Origin of the sequence: Sinanaerobacter sp. ZZT-01, from assembly GCF_035621135.1 — a bacterium.
Lineage (GTDB): Bacteria > Bacillota > Clostridia > Peptostreptococcales > Anaerovoracaceae > IOR16.
Map to the genome: position 1 here is coordinate 354374 of NZ_CP141728.1, position 21561 is coordinate 375934.

Consider the following 21561-nt stretch of genomic DNA (forward strand, 5'->3'; position numbering starts at 1 on the left):
GAAGTCTAATAGAACATGGAGGGGTGCTTATGCTGCAAATTGCGGTCTGCGACGACAATATTGACGAGCTATCCAATATGGTACAGCTTATAGACCTGTACCGAACATCAAGACATCTAAACTGTGAACACGCCGTATTTCCAAACGGATTTGAATTGATTTCGGCCTTGGAAAAAGGAAAGCGGTTTGATATATACTGTCTGGATATTATGATGCCGGGCTTTACCGGCATTGATGCGGCAAAGGAAATTCGCACCTTTGACAAAACCGCACCGATTTTATTCTTTACCTCATCACCTGAGTTTGCGTTGGAAAGCTATTCGGTGAAAGCCATCAACTATGTACTCAAGCCAATTTCAAAGGAGAAGCTATTCTTCACCTTTGATGAGCTGCTGGAACAAATCAAAGCGAAAGAAGAGGATGCGGTCATCGTAAAGAGCAACGAGGGGATTCAAAAAATACTGATCTCCAATTTGGCTTTTGCCGAGGTCATCGGCAGAAACGTCCTCTATCATCTGCGCTCCGGCAAGGTGGTCGAATGTACGGAGCCTTTTTCCTCTGTCTGCGATAGCCTGCTGAAATATGGGTGTTTTATCAAACCTCACCGCTCTTTTCTTGTGAATATGCAGTATGTGGATACCATCGAAAACCATCAGATCACCTTACAGACCCTTTCCGCTGTTCCTGTCGCACAGGGCAAGGCAAAGGAGATTAAGCAGCAATATCTGAATTATCAAATGGAAGGGGAATAAGAAAATGGAGGGAGGTATTTTTCAATGGCAGTAACAGTGATCGGACTCTTACGATTTGGGGTTTCTCTGGTCTTTGGCATCATGGTGACTGTTCTCTTTGCGGGAATAGAACCCACAAAGAAAAACAGGTTCACTATCGGTTTGCTCTGTGTCATTTTCCTTTTCGTTCAAACCGCCAGTTGGTGGCTTTTGGGCTTAGATTTGACATCAAAGCTGTATCCGCTGATTATCCATCTGCCGCTGATTGTGATATTCTCTTTATACTATAAACGTCCGTGGCTCATCTCCGTTGTCAGCGTGCTTTCCGGTTATCTTTGCTGTCAAGCACCACGCTGGTTTGGTTTCCTTGCAGGAGCCGCTTTGGACAGCAGACTTGCAGACCATATTTTTTACATAGCATTCGTGTTTTTGGCCTATTATTTCTTGAAAAGATATGTGGCCGGATCTGTTCGGCAGTTGATGGAGAAGTCCACTAAATCTTGCTTATTTTTAGGCGGAGTCCCACTTTTCTACTATCTGTTTGACTATGTGACCGCCATCTACACCGATGTGCTTTACAGCGGCACCGAGTGGGCGGTACAGTTCATGCCCTCAACAATCTCTGTTTTCTATTTTGTGTTTGTGATCCTTTACTACGCTGAGACACAAAAACAGGCAAGCCTTCAAAGAGAAAAGGATATGTTGGATGCGCAGTTTAGATTGGCGCAGACAGAATTTGCTTCTCTGCGGCAGTTACAGCAGAACGCCGCATCCTATCGGCATGATATGCGCCATCATTTTGCGCTTTTACAGGGGTTGGCCTCCAAGGAACACATCGAGGGGATTAAAGAGTACCTACGAACTGCCCAGTCCGACATGGATGCCATCACGCCCACACGCTTTTGTGAAAACGAAACCGTCAACCTGATTTTGTCCGCTTTCGCCGCGAAAGCGAAACAAGCGGAAATCATGCTGACGGTGGATGCAAAACTGCCTGATTTGCTTCCCTTTAGCGATACTGAGCTTTGCTCGCTCTTGTCAAACGCTTTGGAAAATGCTATCCATGCCTGTGAACAGATACCTGACAGCAACAAACGCATCATCCGGCTGCGTATGTATTCCAAAAATAATAAGCTGTGCATTGATCTGCACAACAGCTATCACGTAGAGCCGATATTTCAACAAGGGCTTCCAATATCACAAGAGCAGGGGCATGGCTTTGGCACAAAAAGTATAGCTCATATCGTGGAAAAGCATGGCGGCGTATTTCAGTTTTCGGTTAAGGATGGGTGGTTTATTTTTCAGGCTACTGCATAGGAGATTGTTTTATCTATTAAGTCCTCACACTGTGCTTTTTGGCCATCGTTCATAGCAAAAGCTCTGCCTGATATCAAAGATATTTGTAAAATGCAGCAAGAACCTGCTCTCTATTTTGAGATCAGGCTCTTGTGATTTTTGTAGTTAGACTACCATAGCCTCCTAATGACCTTAACCCCTCGACTTTCTCCACGGTATCATAAGGACATTTTTAAACCGTGGTGAAGTGGGCAACATGTATCAACAGACAACAATTATTCGCTGTTTACCGTTTAGGTTACCCAATGTCAAAAAAACTTTGCAACTTTGCCGTAGCTGCTTTTATACTTTCATGTACAGAAGTAAAATGCACTCCTTCGCAGCTTGCAATTTGCCGATAGGATAGCCCTTGAAAGAAATGCAACAGGAACCGCCGCCGCTGAACTTCTGTTAATCCACCGCTGTCAAGAAGTTGTCTGGCGGATTCTATGGCCTTTTCAGTATCTTTTTTATGTATCAGCTCTACATCAAGAGAAGCCGTAGCAAGCGCCTCCGTATCCTCTAAGCCATTGATACTGACATTCAAACGGCTTGTCCGATTCTCATCTATCACCTGCTGATGATAGATTTCATCTGACAGGGCTTTCAGTTCCAGAAAGTCCTCTGCGGTTTTGCCGGGATTCTCCGAAAGGTAGTCCTCCAATGTAATTTCCACGATACGGTCGGCAAAGCGGTACACAATTCCCTCACTGAACTTATTCAGTGCATAATCACTATCTTTATAATTCTTCATATTCCTTTCCTCCGATCTGTTTTGCTAAAATGCGAAACAAATCGGAGGGAGGACCACGGCAGTGAAAAGCTGAAAAATGTCGTATCCGCAGGAACTTTGTCAAATACAAAAAGACAGCACTCTGCCTGTAAAAGCAAAATGCTGTCTTTTTGTATTTGCCTATATGAATTTGTCGTGCGCCGTCTTTATTTCCAACCCCGAAAAGGATGGAAGTTTGGAATGCTCATGTGGTTACCCCTTTCGCTATGGCGCATAGCGAAAAGGGATTGTACTTCAAATAATTCAGCTAAAACTGCTTATGACAAGAGCCTGCCCTTAGAATAGAGAGCAGGCTCTTTGCAGTTTTTTGCAGCCAGACTATCATAGCACAATGTGCGCCTTAGACCCTCGGCTTTGCGTCCCCATCTTTTGATGGGTTTGCCCTTAATTCAATTCTGTTTCTTAGAAATGTCGGTTACTTTGTTTTTCTCACTCCGTTTTTATCAATCTCATAGCCGTCGATTTTGGTGCTTCTGGCAAGGGAGCCGTCGGTATAGAAATAGTACCATTTGCCGTCAATCTCAAGCCACTTACCGGATATCATCAGACCGTCCTTAGTAAAGTAATAGGTCTTATTGTTTCCGTTTGCACCAAGATCCCAAAAGCCGACTAACATTGTCTTACCGGAATAAAAACGCCAGTTATCGCCATCCTTGACCCAGCCGGTTTTCAGCGTACCATCGGTGTTGAAAAAATACTTCACACCGTCGATGGTCTGTGTGCCGGTTAGAGCTTTGCCATCCTTGTAGTACAGGTACTGTCCGGCATCGTTTTGCGCCCAGCCCTGCGCTGTGGCAGGGTTGATGGTCAGCTTGATATAACGACCTAACATGGAGGAAACCTCGGCGCGGGTGGCATTTCCCTTTGGATTAAACTTATTGTCACTGCCGCCCATCATAATTCCTGCCTGCTGCATGGCTTTTACAGCGTCTCTGTAAGCACTTCCAATACCGGAAGCATCAGCGTAGTTGCTTGCTTCACGGGTGATTGGCAGCGTATAGCCGGTTGCCTTTGCATAGTTTGCAAAGATTACCGCAATTTCCTCACGGGTAATCGCCCTGTCTGGAGCAAACTGGCTGTTTCCGATGCCCTGAATGATGCCCTTGCTGTACGCCCACTCAATATACGGACGATAGGCGCTGTCTGCTTTTACATCTGTGAAGCTGTTCTTTGTATAGGCTTTTGTATCCACTCCTGCTAGTCTGCCAAGGGCTGTTACCAACATTCCCCGCGCCATAGCGGAATTTGGTGAAAATGTTGTTTCCGAATTTCCGGACATCAGCCCTCTGCCCACCACATAGTCAATGGATTCCTTTGCCCAATGGGTACTGGTATCTGTAAATTTTGCTGTCGGTGCAGTGTAGCCGATACCATACTGCGAGAAGTGGGTAGTTGTGAAAATAACACAGCCGCTGTTTACATCATAGGCAGAGCCTGCAATGCGGGTTGCATTACCCTTTGCGTCTACATAGACCGCATACAGACCACCGACTGCTTCATTCTTGCCCAGCGTATATGGAATAGATACTGTTGCAATTCCACCGCCAAAGCTGGATACTGTTTTTCCGCTTCCATAGCCTACCGTAATGTCATAGACCGGTCTTGTGCCGATCATCTTTTTGGCCGCATCAGAAAGGTTTGTCTTTGGTGCAATGGCAATACTGATATTACCACTGCTCTGCTTCTGGATTTCAGCCAGCGCCTTTTTATCAAAGCTAACCTGTACAAGGGAGCCGTTGATTTCAAGACTGCTGACTCCGGCTCTTACAAGGCTATCCAAAGAGCTGCGGGTAAGGGTTGCTGTCAAGGAAGCTGTGCCCTTTGGCATGGTTACGTTCAACTCAACAGAAATTCCATTTGCAGTTTTGCCTTGGCTAGTTGCATCGGACTGTGCCTTGGCAATGGCATCGGTTATCGCTTTATCCGGGATAGATGCACTTGCCACACCGTTCGTTCCTGCTGTTGCCGCGACAGGAGCCGTTGCTGTTACCGGCTGATTTGGCATCTTTTCCGGTGTTGTTGTAGTCGGTGCTCCGCTTCCGCCGGAAGAAGAACCACCACCGGAGGAACTGCCGCCGTCTCCGCTGCTGTTTTTGCTATAATTTGCCGTAACGGTAACTGCCTTATCCGGCATGGTGAAGGTTGTTGTACTTGCTGTGCTGTTTGCAAAGGTTACGCCATCGCTGCTGCTCCAGCCGGTGAAAGTATAGCCACCTCGGCTGTCCGCCGTAATGGTTACGGTCTGACCCTCGCTGTAGCTGCCGCTGCCGGTTCCGTTTGTCACAGTCACGGTATAGGTCGCATTGACTACGGTCAGCTTAGCATTTGTATAGGTGACTGCATAGCTATTGGCATTGGCAAGGGTTCCGCCGCTGATTGTGATGTCATATTCGCCCACCGTATTGGTATCCGTCGCTGTGGTGGATATGGTCGGACTGGTAAAGGTGTCACTGTCCACTAGACCAGTTACGGTATAGGTAAGCTCTGGTATTGCAGCACCCTTCACTACGTTCAGCTTGTCGTCCGCCTTGACGGTCAGAGTTTTCTTGCCAACAGTCAGAGATACCGATGCGGTTGCTTCATTGTAGGTACTGTCTGCCGCCTTGGTAGCGGTGATGGTCACGGTACCAGCCTTGTGAATCGTTGCTGTGGTACCGGCAATGCTGACGATAGTCGGGTCAGAGCTTTCAAAGGTCACAGCTCCGCCACCGTTTCCGCCTGTTGCAGAAAGGGTAAATGTTCCATCGCCATAGGTCTTTGTACCAATACTTCCTATATTAAGTGCCGCTTGATTCTGTTTATTGGTGTCAAAGCTAAGCTCTGTACTGGTAGCAGTGTTATAGTTTCCGCTACCGTTGTAAACAGCCTTGACCTTGTAGATCTGACTGGCAAGCCCAGTCCATGTGTAAGTTGCCTTGCCGCCTGTGATTGTGACAGCGGTCGCGCCTACAATATCTTCATCACTACCGCTTGTACTGTTCACAAATTTCACAGCACCAGTAGGGTTTTCGCCATCGCCTGCACCAGTCACGGTTGCGGTCAGTGTTGCTTTACGACTTCCCGCATCATCGGAAACAACTGCATTTACTGTCACAGCAGGAGTTGCCTTGCTGACGGTAATGGCAACCGTATGAGTGGTACCCGTAATAGCTTCATAGTTTGCAGTTGTATTGGCGTTCGGCGTAAAGGTAACCTCATAGCCGCTGTTTGAAACAGTCGGAACCGCATTGCCGTTTGTCCATGCAAAGGTTCCATACTGATTGCTGCCACCGCTTAAGGCACTTGCAGACAGCTTTTGTCCGTAAGTAATAATTGCTGCCGTAGGCCATGTAAGCGCTTCTGGCGTTGCCCGATTGACTGCAAGGTTAACCTTCTGTGTTAAGTCCACACCTGACCAGTCGTAGTTATCAATGTCATTTGGCGTAAACACCACATCATAGCCGCTGTTGGCAACAGTAGGAACGATGCTGCCATCCTTCCATGCCCATGTGCCGGTTTTAGAGCCACCGGTCAACCCAGAGTCGCTAAGGAGCTGCCCGTAGGTAATGCTTGCTGCCGTAGGCAATATGAACGCTTCCGGCGTTGCCCGATTGACTGCAAGGTTTACCTTCTGTGTTAAGTCCACACCTGACCAGTCATAGCTATCCGTATCATGCGGTGTAAATACCACATCATAACCGTTGTTGGCTACGGTGGGAACGATGTTTCCGTTCTTCCATGCCCATGTGCCCGTTTCGGAGCCACCGGTCAGTTTGGAGTCGCTGAGAGGCTGCCCGTAGGTAATGCCCGCAGCAGAAGGCCAAACAACATCGCTATTGCTAGCGGTAATTTTTTTGACGGTCAGATTAAAATTTTTGGTGGCGGAAATACCCACGTTATCTGTAGCCTTTATGGAAAAGGAATACGTTCCGGCTGGCGCAATGCTACCATCAATGGTCAGTTCCCCTGTAGCGGCATTTATAGCCACACCTGCCGGAATGGTTCCCTCTAAGCTATAAGTAATCGCTCCGGAACCGCTGGCGGTGAAGGTACATGTTTCGTTAGATTTTTTCACGACAATCAAGCTGGTATTGGAATCCGTAAATCTAACGGTTCGGACGGTCGTTGCCGCTTTTGCAGCTGAGTTGCTCCAGCCCTTGCTATTGTACGCCTGCACCGCAAAATCGTATGAAGTTCCGTTTGCAAGGTCACTAAAGGTGTGGGTGAGTCCGTTGCTTACCGCAGTCCAACTACTACCACCGTCTTTTGACACCCGATATCCTGTAATACCTACTCCCCCCGTATCCAAGGGTGCTGTCCAGTTCAGGAGAACATTTCCATCCTCATCCGGTATGGCGGTAAAGCTTTGAGGTTTTTCGGGAACGGCAGCTATATCAAAATACCCTGAAACAGCTTCACCATCGCCGGAAAGATTGCGTGCATATACCTGAAACGCTTGCTGTTGACCCCAGCTTATCACATGAAAATTGGGGTCCTTTTCTGTAAAGGTATAGCTGTTATTGTTTCCGGCAGATACAAACACCCCCATCGAGCCTATACATACCATGTATTCTGTAATTGTGCTGTCTCCCGGAAAATCAGGCGCCGCCCAGGTCAAAGTGATACGCTTCTTATCGTCATCATCTCTGAAGGTGGTGATAGCAAGGGTTTTCGGCCCACCGGGCTTGTGGCCGGGGATGGCCTCTATCGTTGCTTTAGCGCCTTTTTCATCCCCCGTAACTGCCCGTACTGCTAGTGCATAGCTATGACCGTTCTCCATCCCTGTGAACGTGTATGTCAAATTGCTGCCGGCACTTATCCAGGAACCGCCGTTGTCGTCGGAAACTTCATATCCAGTGATTCCATCGGCATTGCTAGTAGGAATCGACCATTGTAATGTAATTTCCTGATTGCCCACAGTTGTTTTAAGGCTTTGCGGCGCTGATGGCGCTAAACTAATCAAATGCGCAGGAAGCGTGCTACTCTGTTCCCCACCCACATTTTTAAGAACAGGCAGCTTTTTGGTCTCAAAAACCCATGCAGAATCATTTGAAAACAAAGTACTGAAGTAATTATCAGCTTGGATAGCTGATGTGCTTATTGCGGCTCCATCTTTTCTACTACTGCCCTGTGGAGTTATCAACATACCTTCAAAGGCAACCTCACCCTGAACATTCCCTTGAGAAATAAATCCTGCCACACGCCCGATGTTTTCTGAACCACTTACACTAATATTCAGCGCTGCAAGGTCTTTAACAGCATAGGTATCGGTAATGCTGCCTGCGGCACCTCCCGCTTTACTAGTTGCATTAATCGCTCCAGTCGCAAAACAATTCGTTACAGTTGAAGAAGAATACATGGAAATTGTGCCCACCACCCCGCCGATCTGTTGATACCCTTGAACCGAGCCGGTAGAATAACAATTTTTCACACTGCCTCGGGAGACATTGCCCACCACGCCTCCTTGAGATATGAAACCCCCTTGAAGGTCCACAGCGGCGTAACAATTACTTAGAGTCCCCATTTCCACACCGCCTGCCACGCCGCCTACATTGGTGGTAAAATTCGCATTAATACTGCCCGTAACGTAGCATTCAGATATTGTACCTTTAACCAGTCCCGCAATGCCGCCTATGTTATTTTTGGAAAATCCGGCGTTAATCTGGACATCTCTAAGACCGAGTTTTTTTACATCGCCCCATTGATCAATAACGCCAAACAGCCCCACATCGCTAATATCCGTATTTGTAACCTTTAAATTGCTGATGGTTTTACCATTGCCGTCGAACTTTGACTTAAACGGAGTGTCATTGGAATTCCCAATAGGCGTCCAATCGGAAATTCCGGAAAGATCGATATCCGTTTCTAAGCAAAAATAAACGGTGCTGCCATATGCGTTTGCGTTAACTTTGCTTGCCATAAACACCAAATCATTGGCGTTTGTAATTTGATAGGGACTATCTACAGTACCCTCGCCCTCAAGCTTAGTTACCTCAGTTGTTGTCAGAAGCATCGCCGAAAACACCGAAAAATGCTCTGCAGGCACTTCCAGTGTCCCGGCCGCCTCGTCCACGGTGGTGTCCAAGCCCTTTGCTTCACTTAAAGAATCATCCATGTGAAAGACTTTCAGTTCCTGCGTGGGTGCGGTATCCTCCGTCACCATAGGCAGCTGCGCAAAGGAAACTCTGACCTCACCCTTGCTGGTATCGGGCTGAAGCTCATTGCCATCCGCATCGGTGATGGTAATGTCAAAAGAAACCAGCTCCGCGACGGTTTTAGCGGCATCCTCCGCTTGGACTTCTTCGCTGACAGCACTTTGGATTTTCTCTTTGTCTTCTGCACTGGTTACTTTCTCAGCATGAAGGGCAGCCCCCTCCGGGAACACGTCCTTTTCCGCCTTAACAGTGATTTCGATGCCGTCTATGGTCTGGCTTTGGCTGAACACCCACTGGACGTTTTCCTCAATCTGCACCTGAATCTGCGGCAGATTCACGCCGTCGGCAAGGGTATAGCCCTGCGGCAGAACCGGCTCATAGAAAAATACCGCACCAGCATTAGCGGAATCAAAGGTATCCGAACCACTGCGTTCCGCGTTGATTTCCCATGTGATGCCCGTCAGCGTCCGCTCTTGGGTGGTGATTGTTTCTGTCTCTGTCTGCTCGGTATCTGCATCGTCTAAATCTGCGCTAATGGCAGAGCCGGTGGTGCTTGCGGCTAAAGGCACCTCTCCGCTGTCTAATACCACGGTAGCTTCGCTGTCCGTAGCGGTGTTATCTTCTGCTGCATTTGTATCCTCCTTTGGTTCTTCCGCGTCGTTATCCGAAACAGTAGAATCATCAGCAGGAGATTCGTCAACCACTGGCTCTTCTGGGGTGCTCTCATCAGGTTTTGCTTCTTCGGCAGGGATTTTCTCTGGCTGCGAATCTTCCACAATGTTTTCTGCTGTGTCCACCCCATAAACACTGAGTGTTACGCTAAGTGTTTCCGGCAGGTTAATGTCCGATTCCTCGGCACCCACTGCAAGCTGCTGAGTGGCAATCTCACTGGACAACTTTGCGAAAGCGGTAATGGTTTCCGCTTCCTGTGCATGGGCAGAAACGCCATAGCCTGTGACCGGGTTCACCATCAGCACAGCCATCGTCAGTGCCAATAACCTCTTTGCTTTTTTTCTGACAGGAACGCTGTTTAGACGCTCTGCCATTTGTTTTATTTTCATAATGCCCTCCATTGCTCAATGCCCTTCTTTTTAAAGCGGCATTGCCTTATTATTTGTCTTACTGATATCCTTTCACTTATCCACTACGACAAGCAACTGTTCCTGCATCCACCTTGGAAATGGCACTGAGCAACCTCGTGGCAAGTAGCTTTGTGCCAGGTGGACCGGTGCTGTAAAAGGTTACACCAATCCGTTTCGCTTCCGGCTCAAATTCCCTGCGGCTGCACAGCCAAAGGATGGGTAACGCGCGGTTCTGCGTCCGCAGATAATCGCAGGCGGCAAGTCCCTTTGCTCCGGGATATCCCACGATGGTAAGCGCTACAGGTGGACCGTCCCGCAGAAAATATGCCAGCTTTACATCACCGCGTCGCTCCGGTTCATCAAAAAAGCGTAAGAGACGGTATTCGCCGCAGTGTTCCAGTGTACGGATAAGTTCTTCCTCTATCCCGCACAGCGCAATGTTTTTTGTCATTTTGCGGTTTCCTCCTCTCCTTTTCCCGAAATCTTCAAACATCCTGCCACTGCTTCCCGAAACTGAACATCGGATACCGTCCGGCGCAGAAAACAGGTTACACGGTACTGATAGCCGAACAGGTTGTAATCCTCATCGGAAATCCACAGAAGGGGAACGTCCGGTGCTTTTTCTCTGAGACGACGTACCGCTTCCAGTCCCGCCACACCGTTTAACACGACAATGAGCAGCGAAAACGGCTTTAATTCCAGTATCTTTAGAAGTGCCCCTGCGCTATTACACTCCGTAATTTCAATCCTTTGTGGGAGAGCTGCCGTTACCAGACGGTTTTCCCAGACGTCCTCTTCCAAGAACGCCGCGCACAATGCGACATTCACGCGACCTCCTCCTTCCTTAAAATGCAAATAAAAAACTACCGCACCTCTTCCACCGAAGAAGTATGATAGTTTTTATTAGGGTATCATTTTGTCAAGTGTTTTTCAATGGGTTATGATCAAGCGGTCGAAAATCTGCACAAGCGGTTATAAGTCCACTTGTTTTCAGCTCACTAAGCAGCTACAGGCGCCTGCCCTATCTGGCCATGAGGAGCCGTCAGACCCAAGGGCTTGATAACAGTTAAGCCCCTTTTTGTTTACTCCTTGGTGTTTTGAATAAGGCGCATGAGGATTGCCGCAACTTGCGCACGGGTAGCATCGCCGTGAGGCATCAGTTTATTGTTGCTACCCTTTATTAGCCCGACATTAACTGCCCAGCTGAGCGAGGTCTGCGCATAGACAGAAACACCGTCATAGTCTGCGAATTCCCGAATAGCCATGCCGCCCTGTGTGGTGTCATACTTTTTATAAGCAGCATAGCGATAGAGTATCGCCGCCAGCTGTTCGCGGCTGATGGAGTTTGTAGGGCTAGACCCGTCAGAAATACCATTTTCCATTGCCCAATGACGAGCATCGTCCATATCGGTTGGCATCCTGCCATCCATTCGTGCAAGCACCATCCAAATCATCTGGCGAGTCATAGCCGTGTTGGGACTGAACGTGGTAGCAGAAGTACCTGAGAATAGGCCGTTGTCGTAGGCGTAAGCCACGCTTCCATAGCTCCATGTATTTTGGTCTACGTCCGCAAACGGGAAGCTTACAATCAGATACTGAGACAAGTGGTCAGTTGTAAATTCTACCGTTCCATCGTTGTACGTACCACTCTTCGGCTCAATTGTGCCATCGTCATTGATGAACCAGACTGTGATGCTGTCTGCGTTTTCGCCGGATTTCAGCATGTACGGTACAGAAACATGAATCTTGCCATTATGAAACGTGCTGGTCTTGGTGCCATTCACATAGATGTTTACGTCAACGACAACCGCCGTATTTGTCTGCTTGCCAAGTGCCTCTTTCTGCGTATCGCTGAGCTTTGTATGATCCACAGCCTCAACGGAAATCTTTACGTCACCCTTGTCTTTGATGGCATTAAGCGCAGTTTTATCAAGGGTCACAGTACCGTTTGAAAGCACAACTTCAAGACTTGCGGAGGTAGATGCGTTATCCACTGCCGAAACAAGCTTAGATGGGATAACTATGGCATTAACATCGAGAGCGGATACATTGATTTTCATTGTGCCGGTGTTCTTAGCTGCGGAAGCAATCATTGAAAGCTGCGTGTCCGTGACAGAAATTGTTGCCGTGCTGTTAGAGACAGTGGCAGACACACTAACCGTTCCGAAATCACTTGAAACCAGAGCAGTGGAAGCACTGGCAGAAGATCCGCCCGACGAACCGCCGGAAGACGATTTGCTTACAGTCAACACTCCGTTATGATATATAATTTTTTCATTGTAGTTGTCACCTTCCGGTACAGCTGCGTCGCTGACAGCTATTGTGTAAGTATTACTTTTCCCCATATCTGAATCACAGGTAAGGTTTGGGAGCTTTTTTAATTCTTCGTTTGGTGCAAGACCAGACACGGTATAAGTTAAAGTTGGTTTTGTATCGTTTATATATGCAGTTTTGTTATCAGCAGTGATGTTGATGGTAGCCTTACTGATGGTAAAGTTCACTACTCCAATACCCATGTAAGCTGGGTCGTTGTCGTCCACCGAAATAATCAACCTATAGTTACCTGCATTCTTAGGAGCCGCAGATAAAGTTTGTCCACTGGCTGTTTGCCAAGTACAAGTATAGGCAGAAGGAGTTGTTACCATATTACCTGAGGTGGAAACAGGTGTACCAGAATAACTGATTTCATTACCGTCATAAGATTTATCTGTTACAGTTACACCTGAAATAGTTACAGGGACTTTGTCAGTATAATCTACATTCACAGTGATAGTACTGTTCTCATAGTTATCCATACCCGTAACATCGATGGTTACGGCATCAGAGGTATAGTCCTGCATTTTATTTACTACAAGAACGAGCGTATTTCCCTCCATAGTTGCACTGCTTAGGGAGTTATAGCTGTTACTGGTAACCGTAAATACAGGCGTACCGCCAGGAGTCAGCGGATAACCACTGGTTTGAGTCAAGTCAAGACGTAGGGTGTAGTTATCTTGATTCTTTACCATTGTTGCAGGGCTGTTCAAGGTAAATGCGTCAGCTTTCAAGATTTCTACTGTTGTGGAGATTTCTTCAACCGGCTGATTTAGAGTATAGTTGCCTGCCATGACACCTGCCAGTGTCATGTTGCCAATGTTAATTGCATTGTAAGTCCCTGCGTCAGAGCCATTAAGGGTTCCTGTCAATCCATTGGTGTCTACATAGACCTCATCAGAATTTATAATGCCATTTAGTTTGGCATTTGTGATAGCCACTGTATTTTCGCCATCATACTTTTTATTCGAACCGGTGACCTCGGAGAGAGTTAGTTCTTTCGGTAGGATAGTCGGTTTCAGCTTGCGCGTTAATTGACCGTAGCTGTCAGGATTTTCAGAAGGTATAAACACGACAGTGTATTCTGTTGTATCATTTACAGTTGGATAAATAGCGTCTGGATTGTTGATTTTGTCATCCAATACCCAGCTTCCCGCTATGCCAGATGTCCCAGAATCAATAGTAAGGTTGCTTAAGGGAGTTCCATAAACTGCACTGTTAAAACTTGGCTCGCCAGCAGTAGGCAGTGTTTTTTCAGTGGTAAAGCTTAAAGCCTGTGTAGTCACATTGCCTGCCTTATCCTTGACCGTTGCGGTAAAGTCGTATTGTGTATTAGGAAACAGATTTGAAATGCTAAATACACCGTTGTCACCACCGGTGATTGTAGGTTCACTGCCGCCGCTGGTTTTAGACAGTTCATAGCTGGCTATGTCAGAACCGTCGTCATTGGCATTTACGGTAACGATTGCTGCATTGTCAGTTATATTTGAATTGTTGATTGCTGATATTGTAGGTGCCGTTGAATCTCTCTTAATCTCAATAGTCTTAGATGCGGTGACACTGCCGTCCGCAGTCTTTTTAAGATAATAGGTGTAGCTGCCATTCATATCCGCAGTGACAACTAGGAAGTTTTGCCAATTTGCATTTTGCCCTATTTCTTTTGAAATCTGAAACCCATTTGGGGCATTGACAGTTACGTCGCCGATGTACCAGTTATCATTGCCTTTATTGGTGTCTGCCAAAACAGCTGCTTCCGTTGTTTCCAATTGTTGAATTGTGAAGCTGACGGAGGTCGTAGTAAAGAATACAAGATTACCGTTCTCGGGGTATCTCTGGTCTTTGTTACGTATGGTTACGGTGGCAGTGCCTGGCTCAATATTGTTACTGTATTCTATATCGCAGAATTCCCTGATACGAGGCATATAGTAACGATTATCGGCAGTTACAATGTAAGGCTCAATGGCCTCTCCTGTGTAGGTGGCAGTATAGTTTTCGAATTGATTCGAAGAATCATCTGGTAGATAAAACAGAAGTTTAGGACTGTATGTCTCAGTGTAGACCAAGCTTTTCACCAAAGCATAGTTAAATGTTTCTGTAAAAATATAATTTTTCGAATTTTCTCCAGTTAATTCAAGGTTGGCCTGGAAGTAAATTGGTACACTAGCAGTTCCAACATTGTCCTCTCCCCGTTCAAATTCCTTTGGATTTATACTAGATTTTAAAGCAACACCTACTTTACCTTTGTCTCGTTCCAGAATCTCTGATTCTGATAAAGTGAGATTTTCTGCAATTAACTGAACCTTTGTATTACCCGCCTCGTATGCTCTAGGAAGAATACTGAGTCCATTAACTTGTGTTAATTTTTTAGGCCTAATAGTACCTATATTTCCAGATGATCCATCCTGAATATAATAATTTTTAAGGACGGGGTATACATCACGTTCCAATACATAAAATCCATAGTTATTAATGACTACATTAATTCCTGTCCCAGCATCAGGGCTAGAAAAGGTGCCGAGCATATTATCATTCGGTAGTCTGACTTGATTTAATGTTTTTATATTTTCAAAGATGTCAGCATCTTTACTTAAATACCCATCGAATGCACACGTAACATTCGATGGATCATGGATGACCAGATCGTTTGCTCCGTCATATTGCTTTACCAATTCGCCTCCAAGTGTCATTGTGAGGGCTCGCTTATCAATATTGCAATTATCTAGAGATAGCTCCGCTTCTCCATAGTAGGATGAGCTACTGAAAGTCACCTTATAGCGTTCTTTCACATTATTTCCAGCGAAAGCCATGCCAGAGGCATCAATATGCTGCGCACTACCCTGCAATAAATTCCATGAGAAAACACCTTCCTCATTTACGGGCTGACCGTCATATGTTACTTTAAGCAATTCGCAAAGGTTGTCTCCATAGGTTAATTTCTGAGAATTGCCAAGGGTGTTGCTGTCGTTATTAAAAGTTAGCGCTACAGATTGTTTTTCTGTTGTATCTGTATTAAATTTTAGTGATGACGAGGCACTGGTGTTAATGTGTGTCTCTCCATATGTCTCTTTCGGTATCCTAAGTGTATAGGAGTTATCTTTTTTTGCAGCTGTAATGCCATTAAATGTTACAGAAGAGATGTTCTCACCATTGATAGTAAGGAAAATGTCTTTCGTTGCGGAATATAGAGGTACTGACATTTCGCCATTTACTGTCAGAGCACTTTCTGAAGTATTCCAAGTACCATCATTCGTAGCATTACCTAAGTATAAGCCCTGACCAGCTAGACCCGCTAAGGCAGAAGAGATACCAGCGGTACTACCCGATTGACTGACGCTTTGTAAATTTGCTCCACTGCCTTGGTAATTTAGAGTGGTTTTCGTTGCAGTGTAGCTGTTGGAATCGTTAGCGAACAGATAAGGAGATTCACCGGCAAGAGTTAAAAGCTCTAGAGTTGGGTGGTTCTCATCATGGTAATATATCTTCTTATTATAGCTTGCGGTAATAGTGCTAGTATCATTGATGGTTTCTCGCACTAAATAATTATTATTGGGTGTAACCTCTAAGGTATCTGGAACTTCCTCGTAAAGATTAAGGTCGCTTATTGAAAATTGTGCATTGTAGTCACTTAATTCAAAGAGTGATGCAGCAGAATAATCACCTCCGCCCCAGTTATTGTGGGCAGGGTCATAGACTAGATAAACGTATACCTTTTTTTCAGGGGAGGGCTTGATTACAGCCCCGAAGGTAGCTTCGCCCCCACCTGTTTTTTCCTGCACATAAGCTTCGCTATTTGGGAGAAGGCTGCTATCTCCGACGATTTCAGGTTGCTTACTTCCACCAACAGCATATTCCTCGCGAGACAACTGTGGATCGTAAGAATGTACAGGACTGTTGTCCACATAAGGGACCTCAGAATTAAAGACAAACAGTCTGAAAACGCCGTCGTGGTAGTACGTACCATTATTATCAGGCAGGTTGACCTTGAAAGTTAGCATTCGGCTAATTTCACTTGGTTTAAGAACGATACGAAAGAAGGTCGCACAGGACGAATCACTTTGGGGTGGATTGTTAAAAGTGAAGTCCTTTGTTGAATTACCAGAAGCAATTTGTGCATGCCTTGAATCTGAATTAGTAATCTTATTGCCATCAATGGCAAAATATCCACTGTCATCATCATATATGGAACCGCCATCGCGGTTATCCAGCAATGTCTGATTGCTGATAGCGTTAAGTAGATCATCATAAGATGTATTACCCCACGCCAATGCTGTTATGGTCATTCCTGGCACTAGGCTTAGCACCAGGGTTAATGTTAATAACCAGCTTAATAGCCGTTTTTTCATAAAAAATTCCTCCTATGGTTTTCTATTCTCTCGGAATCTTCGCCCTTGATTTGTAAGGCTTTGGAGATTCTGTTTTATTAAAATTTCCCACCTTTTTTGGGTTTTGAATAATAATTATTTTTCAAAGCACGTTATTTTGACTTTTGTAATAATCACTTAAGATTCCGAAAGAGCATATTTTTATTTCCCCATATACCGATACAGGAAGGTTACGATCTGCGCACGAGTGCAGCCGCCATCGGGGCTGAACGCCGTATCAGACGTACCCTTTGTGATATCCTTTTCCACTGCCCATAGGACTGCATTGTAGTAATAGGCATCCTTAGACACATCTGCAAACGGATTTGCGGATATGGACGTGGTTTCTCCCGCCGCACGCCACAGGAAGGTCATGCTCTGGCTGCGGGTCACGGTAGCGCTTGGGCTGAAGGTTGTTGGAGAAGTACCCTTCACGATGCCTTTTTCCACCGCCCAGAGGACTGCCTTGTAATAGTAGTCCTTTGCGGAAACATCGGTAAACGGACAATTTGCGGAGGCCGGCTCCGGTGATCCCTCGGCGCGCCACAGGAAGGTGACCGCCTGCGCACGGGTGCAAATTTTATCTGGGCTGAACGTGGTGCCTGTTGTGCCACTTGTAATGCCTTTTTCTGTTGCCCACAGCACTGCGTCATGATAATATGCGCTGTCCGCTACATCGACAAAGGGGCTTGCGCTCTGCACCGTTTTTTCCGTCCACTTGGCGTAAACTGTGGCGCTTTTGGTCAGGGTCACGCTAGTGACCTTGGTGGTCAGTGCCGTGTCGGAATACCAGCCTGCAAAATCATAACCATCCCTGGTTGCCTTATAGCCGCTCAGGTCAACGACCGTACCGGAAGTCTTGGATACGCTGGAAATTGCCGTGCCGCCGTTTGTTTCAAAGGTTAACGTATAGCTGCTGACGGAAACACCGCCGCCCGAACCACCGCCGTTATTATTGTTGTTCCCACCAGAACTTGCTTTTTTGAGCGTTATTGCACCAAGCGCACCGGTAAGCGTTGCCGGATTGCTGGATTCATTTGTTGCCGCAAGAGTGCTTGCATTGTTTGCTATGCTAAAGTAGTGATATCCGCCTCCAACGGTGTTTCCGACCGCATCGGTTATCTTAGTTCCGCTCGGAAGCATCGATGATGGAACATTCAGCGTCTGGCTTTGTGTTTTCATTTTGGTGGTATCCACCACGCAAACGGCGGCAACGTCGGCAGTTGCGGTAAAGGTGCTGCTTTCATCTATGGTAAAGCTTCCGTCTTTCACATACACACCGTAATCGCAGCCGACTATCAGCGTCGAACCGCCGCTAACACTCACATTGCCGCTTGCATCGTTGATTTTTTCTACCTTTAAACCAACAGAGCCAGAACCAGCGGCCTTCGCAGTCAAGGATGCGCCGCTCTCAACATTTACTTCGCCGCATAAAGCCGCATAGCTATTGTCAGAAGAAATGCTCAGCGTTGTACCAGAGCCGATGACGTTCAACGTACCATCGTAAACACCCAGTGACAAGCTTCCGTTTACCGTTACGTGTGCCCCTTCCTGCACGGTAACCGTATCACGATTGGAACCCAAGCTGATGATGCCGTTAATGTTAAGGGGCGCCGTGCCTTCAAAGGTTAGGTGCATAGCAGTGCCGCCAGCACCATTGATGCCTCCGCTGATGGTACTGCCAGAAGATGTATTGATAATTGTGTCATCTGGCAAGGTTAAACTACCACTCACAAAGACGTCACCAAGTGTCAGCGTATTGTTTGTATCGTCCCAATGATAGCCGTCAGCCGTCAGGTCGCCGCTGTCACCGCCAGTGGTCAGGTCAAGGTCGCCACTAATTTCTTTCACCGGAACACCTTCGTTGGTGTAGGTATCCCATATAGGAGGACCATCTTCATTTGTCCTTACCAGTACTAAGCCACTGCCTGCCAGCTTCAGCGCCTTAATCTCATCGACCGTTGTGCCAAACTTCATTTGCAATGTACCGTTATTCTCCAACACACCGCTGTTTTCTGCCTTAATGGTGCCTAAAACCATTGCCTCAACACCACTGTTTATCGTCACCCTTGAGCCACTGCCGCTGATGGTAAGGTCGCCCGTAATGTAGGCATCCCCCTCATTGACTGTTAGAGTGCTGCCATCGCTGACGGTAAGGCTACAAGGCACATATGTATCAATTTGAACCGCACCTCCAGAATCTCCACCACTAGCGGACACCTTGGCACCGTTTTTGAGAACCACATCTCCCTCCGTTAACATGCCGTAAACCAAGCCATCCATGGTAACGCTGCAACCGTCTATGGTCAGCGCGCCTATATTGGTGCACTGCCAAGCAGAAACGGTAAGTGAATCGCCGCTGCCGCCTTGAATGGTGATGGGCTGAGGTTCACCACTGCCTCCATTCGCATAGATACCTACGCCGCCATCGCTTTTGCTGTTTGTAAGGCTGTTCTCGCCCTCCAACTTGATAATAGTTTCTGCACTCAATACAAGAGGTGTTGCACTAGCCGAAGTAATGTTGGCATTATGCAAGGTTAGCGTTTCCTTTGTTTCACCGTTTGCAGGGGTGAATAGTGCATAGCCGTTCCCTGCCTTATAATAGGTGATTACATCAGGAGGCGTGGATAAATCCAGCCCAGCAGAAGCATCAGCACCAGTGCTTTCTATCATCAAAATATTTGAATTGATTGCTTTTGTACCACTAATGGAAACTGCGCCGATTATCATGCCTGCATCCCCAATGGTAACCGTACCATTGATGTTTGCAGCGTTAATTGCCTTCGCGCTGTTATTTCCGCAAATCAGCACATCATCCGCCTTGATGGTCACATTCGAGGAATTGATTGCCGCCCAGCTGTTGCTGGTAGCAGTAGCGGTAATGGAAACACTCTTGCAGTTATGCGTGCCATCCTTCGTAATGCTCACACTGCTTGCCCCAACGCCATCTTGGCTAGTGCCTGCAATCGATACCTCATCTGCCTGAATGGTCAGTGTGCCCACCTGAAACCCCCATGCAGTGGTTGAGGATAGCTTCCCGCCAGCGGTGATGCTGATGGTTTGGCCAGTTGCCTGAATTGCGGCACTACCATTTTCAGTGCCGTTGAGTGTAATATCCTTGGCTGCTGCCAATGCTACCCCGCCAGAGGCCTCAACACATTCATAATAATCACCACAGCTCATTTGGATACTTCCATTTGTTGAATTAACTGTTACAACGTCGGAAGTATCACTCTTACCACTGTAGATATCGCTGCCACTGCTTGCGTTAATAATTACATCATCCAGTGCTGATATAGTGATGGTACCCAATTCGCTTCTTAGAGCACAGCAGCCACTGCCACCATGGGTAATGTCAATTTTGCCCCTTGGTGCATTTAGCGTAATGCCATTTGTCCCCTTAATTTTTTCTTGTTTGTTTGTCTTTTCTGTATCATCAATGATAATATCTCCGTCCGTGGCTGTGAGGGACACTACGCCATTGCCAGAATTGAAATAATAGCCTGACTTCGATGTAATACTCTTTGCCGAAACAGTGATGTCACCGATAGTGGAAATCGGTTGATATACGGTATCAAAGGTCAGGTCGCCATCAATGCTTATGCTAATCGCACCCATCCCGTTGACATTAACGCCATAAAATGGTGCTTCAAGGGACAAATTGCCGCCGCCTGTGACGGACAACGCCTGCCCATTGGTAGTGATAACATTTCCACTGCCCCCTGCCGTCAAGGAATTGGTTCCTGTTACAGTAATGTCAACCAGTTCTGTGGACGGTAACGTTAAAGCGGTAGCATCCGTCGTAGCAATGGTTGCATCGTGGAACTCCAGCTTTGCCTTTGTTTCACCCTCTGCTGGGGTGAACAGTGCATAACCATCTCCTGCCTTATAGCGTGTCACTACTGTAGGCGCATTATAGGTCGAGTCTTCATTGCCACTGCTGTCTTTTCCCGAAATATTCATCCCACTTTCGCTAATATCGCCGCCGTAAGGGATGAATTCACCATCCACAAGGCAATATACGGTCTCCGATTCACCTGTGAGCACAATTCCGCCGCTCCCAGAAATCTCGCCAGTGATACCGGGATCATCCTTGGTTCTGTACATCATTTTCAGGGTACCATTATTCTCCAGTTTGGCGCCATCAGCCACAGTACATGTTGTGGTGACATTAAGCACGGTACCGCTGACAATGGTCAGCTTGGAATCACTGCCAGTTACAGCGAGCTTTTGAATCGTGTTCTCCGAGCCGCCGCTCACTGTGACCTGCGTACCTGAATCTATGGTAACCACCGTGCCGCCAATGCTGGAATAGAATCCACTCGAAGCGCTGTTGGTCAGCGACAGCGTGCCGTCGCCCGTAATAAGGGTGTCACTGCCTCCATCGTTATCCAGGGCGCACTTGGCTGCATCGCTTGTAGCCAGACTATTTTCATCCTCCACATAAACGGTGACGGGAACAGGAAATGATCCGTCATCCATGTTCCCACTAATCGGCAGATCTAGCGCCGTAGAGCTCTCCGTGCTGATGGTTGCGTTGTGCAGTGTCACCTCGGCGGAGGTCGTTTTACCGCTTTCTACCGTAGGGTTATACAGCACATAGCCACTCCCCGCCTTCCAGCAATAGGCCTCCGTCAAAGCGTCATAACTCATTCCATCTCCACTGTACATTTGAATGCCGCTGGTATCGGCTTCGCCCTTATAGGTGTAGGTGATGCCGTCAATGGTAACGGTGTCTGTGTCGGCAACCAGCGAAGATGGATCACTGGGCCAGCCGTCTGGATAATCCGTTGCCAATGCCGTTGCAGGCAG

Annotated in this window: 8 protein-coding genes and 1 riboswitch; of the genes, 2 read left to right on the top strand and 6 right to left on the bottom strand. The window is 47.0% G+C overall.

The annotated features are described in order from the left end of the window. Positions 1–29 precede the first annotated feature (29 nt). Complete coding sequence (locus tag U5921_RS01760; protein WP_324824820.1) at positions 30–752, top strand: LytTR family DNA-binding domain-containing protein; 723 nt, start codon at positions 30–32, stop codon at positions 750–752. A gap of 24 nt (positions 753–776) precedes the next feature. Next, the gene (locus tag U5921_RS01765) at positions 777–2048 is read left to right on the top strand and encodes a sensor histidine kinase (RefSeq protein ID WP_324824821.1); all 1272 of its coding nucleotides are present in this window, start codon (positions 777–779) and stop codon (positions 2046–2048) included. Positions 2049–2325: 277 nt separating this feature from the next. Here U5921_RS01765 and U5921_RS01770 read toward each other — a convergent pair whose 3' ends face one another. The 6 genes from U5921_RS01770 to U5921_RS01795 form a co-directional block, all read right to left on the bottom strand. After that, on the bottom strand, positions 2326–2820 hold the full coding sequence (locus U5921_RS01770) for an RNA polymerase subunit sigma-24 (RefSeq protein ID WP_324824822.1): 495 nt from the start codon (positions 2818–2820) through the stop codon (positions 2326–2328). A 344-nt stretch (positions 2821–3164) separates the two neighbouring features. Next, positions 3165–3252, bottom strand: a riboswitch (cyclic di-GMP riboswitch). A gap of 22 nt (positions 3253–3274) precedes the next feature. Next, positions 3275–10054 carry an S-layer homology domain-containing protein gene (locus U5921_RS01775; protein ID WP_324824823.1) on the bottom strand — a complete coding sequence of 2260 codons (6780 nt, stop codon included), beginning with the start codon at positions 10052–10054 and terminating at the stop codon, positions 3275–3277. A 76-nt stretch (positions 10055–10130) separates the two neighbouring features. Further along, the gene (locus tag U5921_RS01780; RefSeq protein WP_324824824.1) at positions 10131–10526 is read right to left on the bottom strand and encodes a hypothetical protein; all 396 of its coding nucleotides are present in this window, start codon (positions 10524–10526) and stop codon (positions 10131–10133) included. After that, positions 10523–10903, bottom strand: coding sequence for a hypothetical protein (locus U5921_RS01785; RefSeq protein WP_324824825.1), 381 nt, complete (start codon positions 10901–10903; stop codon positions 10523–10525). Before U5921_RS01785 ends, U5921_RS01780 begins: the two co-directional genes overlap by 4 nt. 254 nt (positions 10904–11157) lie before the next feature. Further along, complete coding sequence (locus U5921_RS01790; RefSeq protein ID WP_324824826.1) at positions 11158–15585, bottom strand: YDG domain-containing protein; 4428 nt, start codon at positions 15583–15585, stop codon at positions 11158–11160. A 1326-nt stretch (positions 15586–16911) separates the two neighbouring features. Further along, positions 16912–20859, bottom strand: a complete 3948-nt coding sequence (locus U5921_RS01795; protein ID WP_324824827.1) for an S-layer homology domain-containing protein — start codon at positions 20857–20859, stop codon at positions 16912–16914. Positions 20860–21561: the final 702 nt, after the last annotated feature.

Coding starts and splice junctions, on each gene's coding strand:
- U5921_RS01780 (WP_324824824.1), bottom strand. CDS start 10,526: ATGACAAAAAACATTGCGCTGTGCGGGATAGAGGAAGAACTTATCCGT.
- U5921_RS01770 (WP_324824822.1), bottom strand. CDS start 2,820: ATGAAGAATTATAAAGATAGTGATTATGCACTGAATAAGTTCAGTGAG.
- U5921_RS01765 (WP_324824821.1), top strand. CDS start 777: ATGGCAGTAACAGTGATCGGACTCTTACGATTTGGGGTTTCTCTGGTC.
- U5921_RS01775 (WP_324824823.1), bottom strand. CDS start 10,054: ATGAAAATAAAACAAATGGCAGAGCGTCTAAACAGCGTTCCTGTCAGA.
- U5921_RS01795 (WP_324824827.1), bottom strand. CDS start 20,859: ATGATGTACAGAACCAAGGATGATCCCGGTATCACTGGCGAGATTTCT.
- U5921_RS01790 (WP_324824826.1), bottom strand. CDS start 15,585: ATGTCAGTACCTCTATATTCCGCAACGAAAGACATTTTCCTTACTATC.
- U5921_RS01760 (WP_324824820.1), top strand. CDS start 30: ATGCTGCAAATTGCGGTCTGCGACGACAATATTGACGAGCTATCCAAT.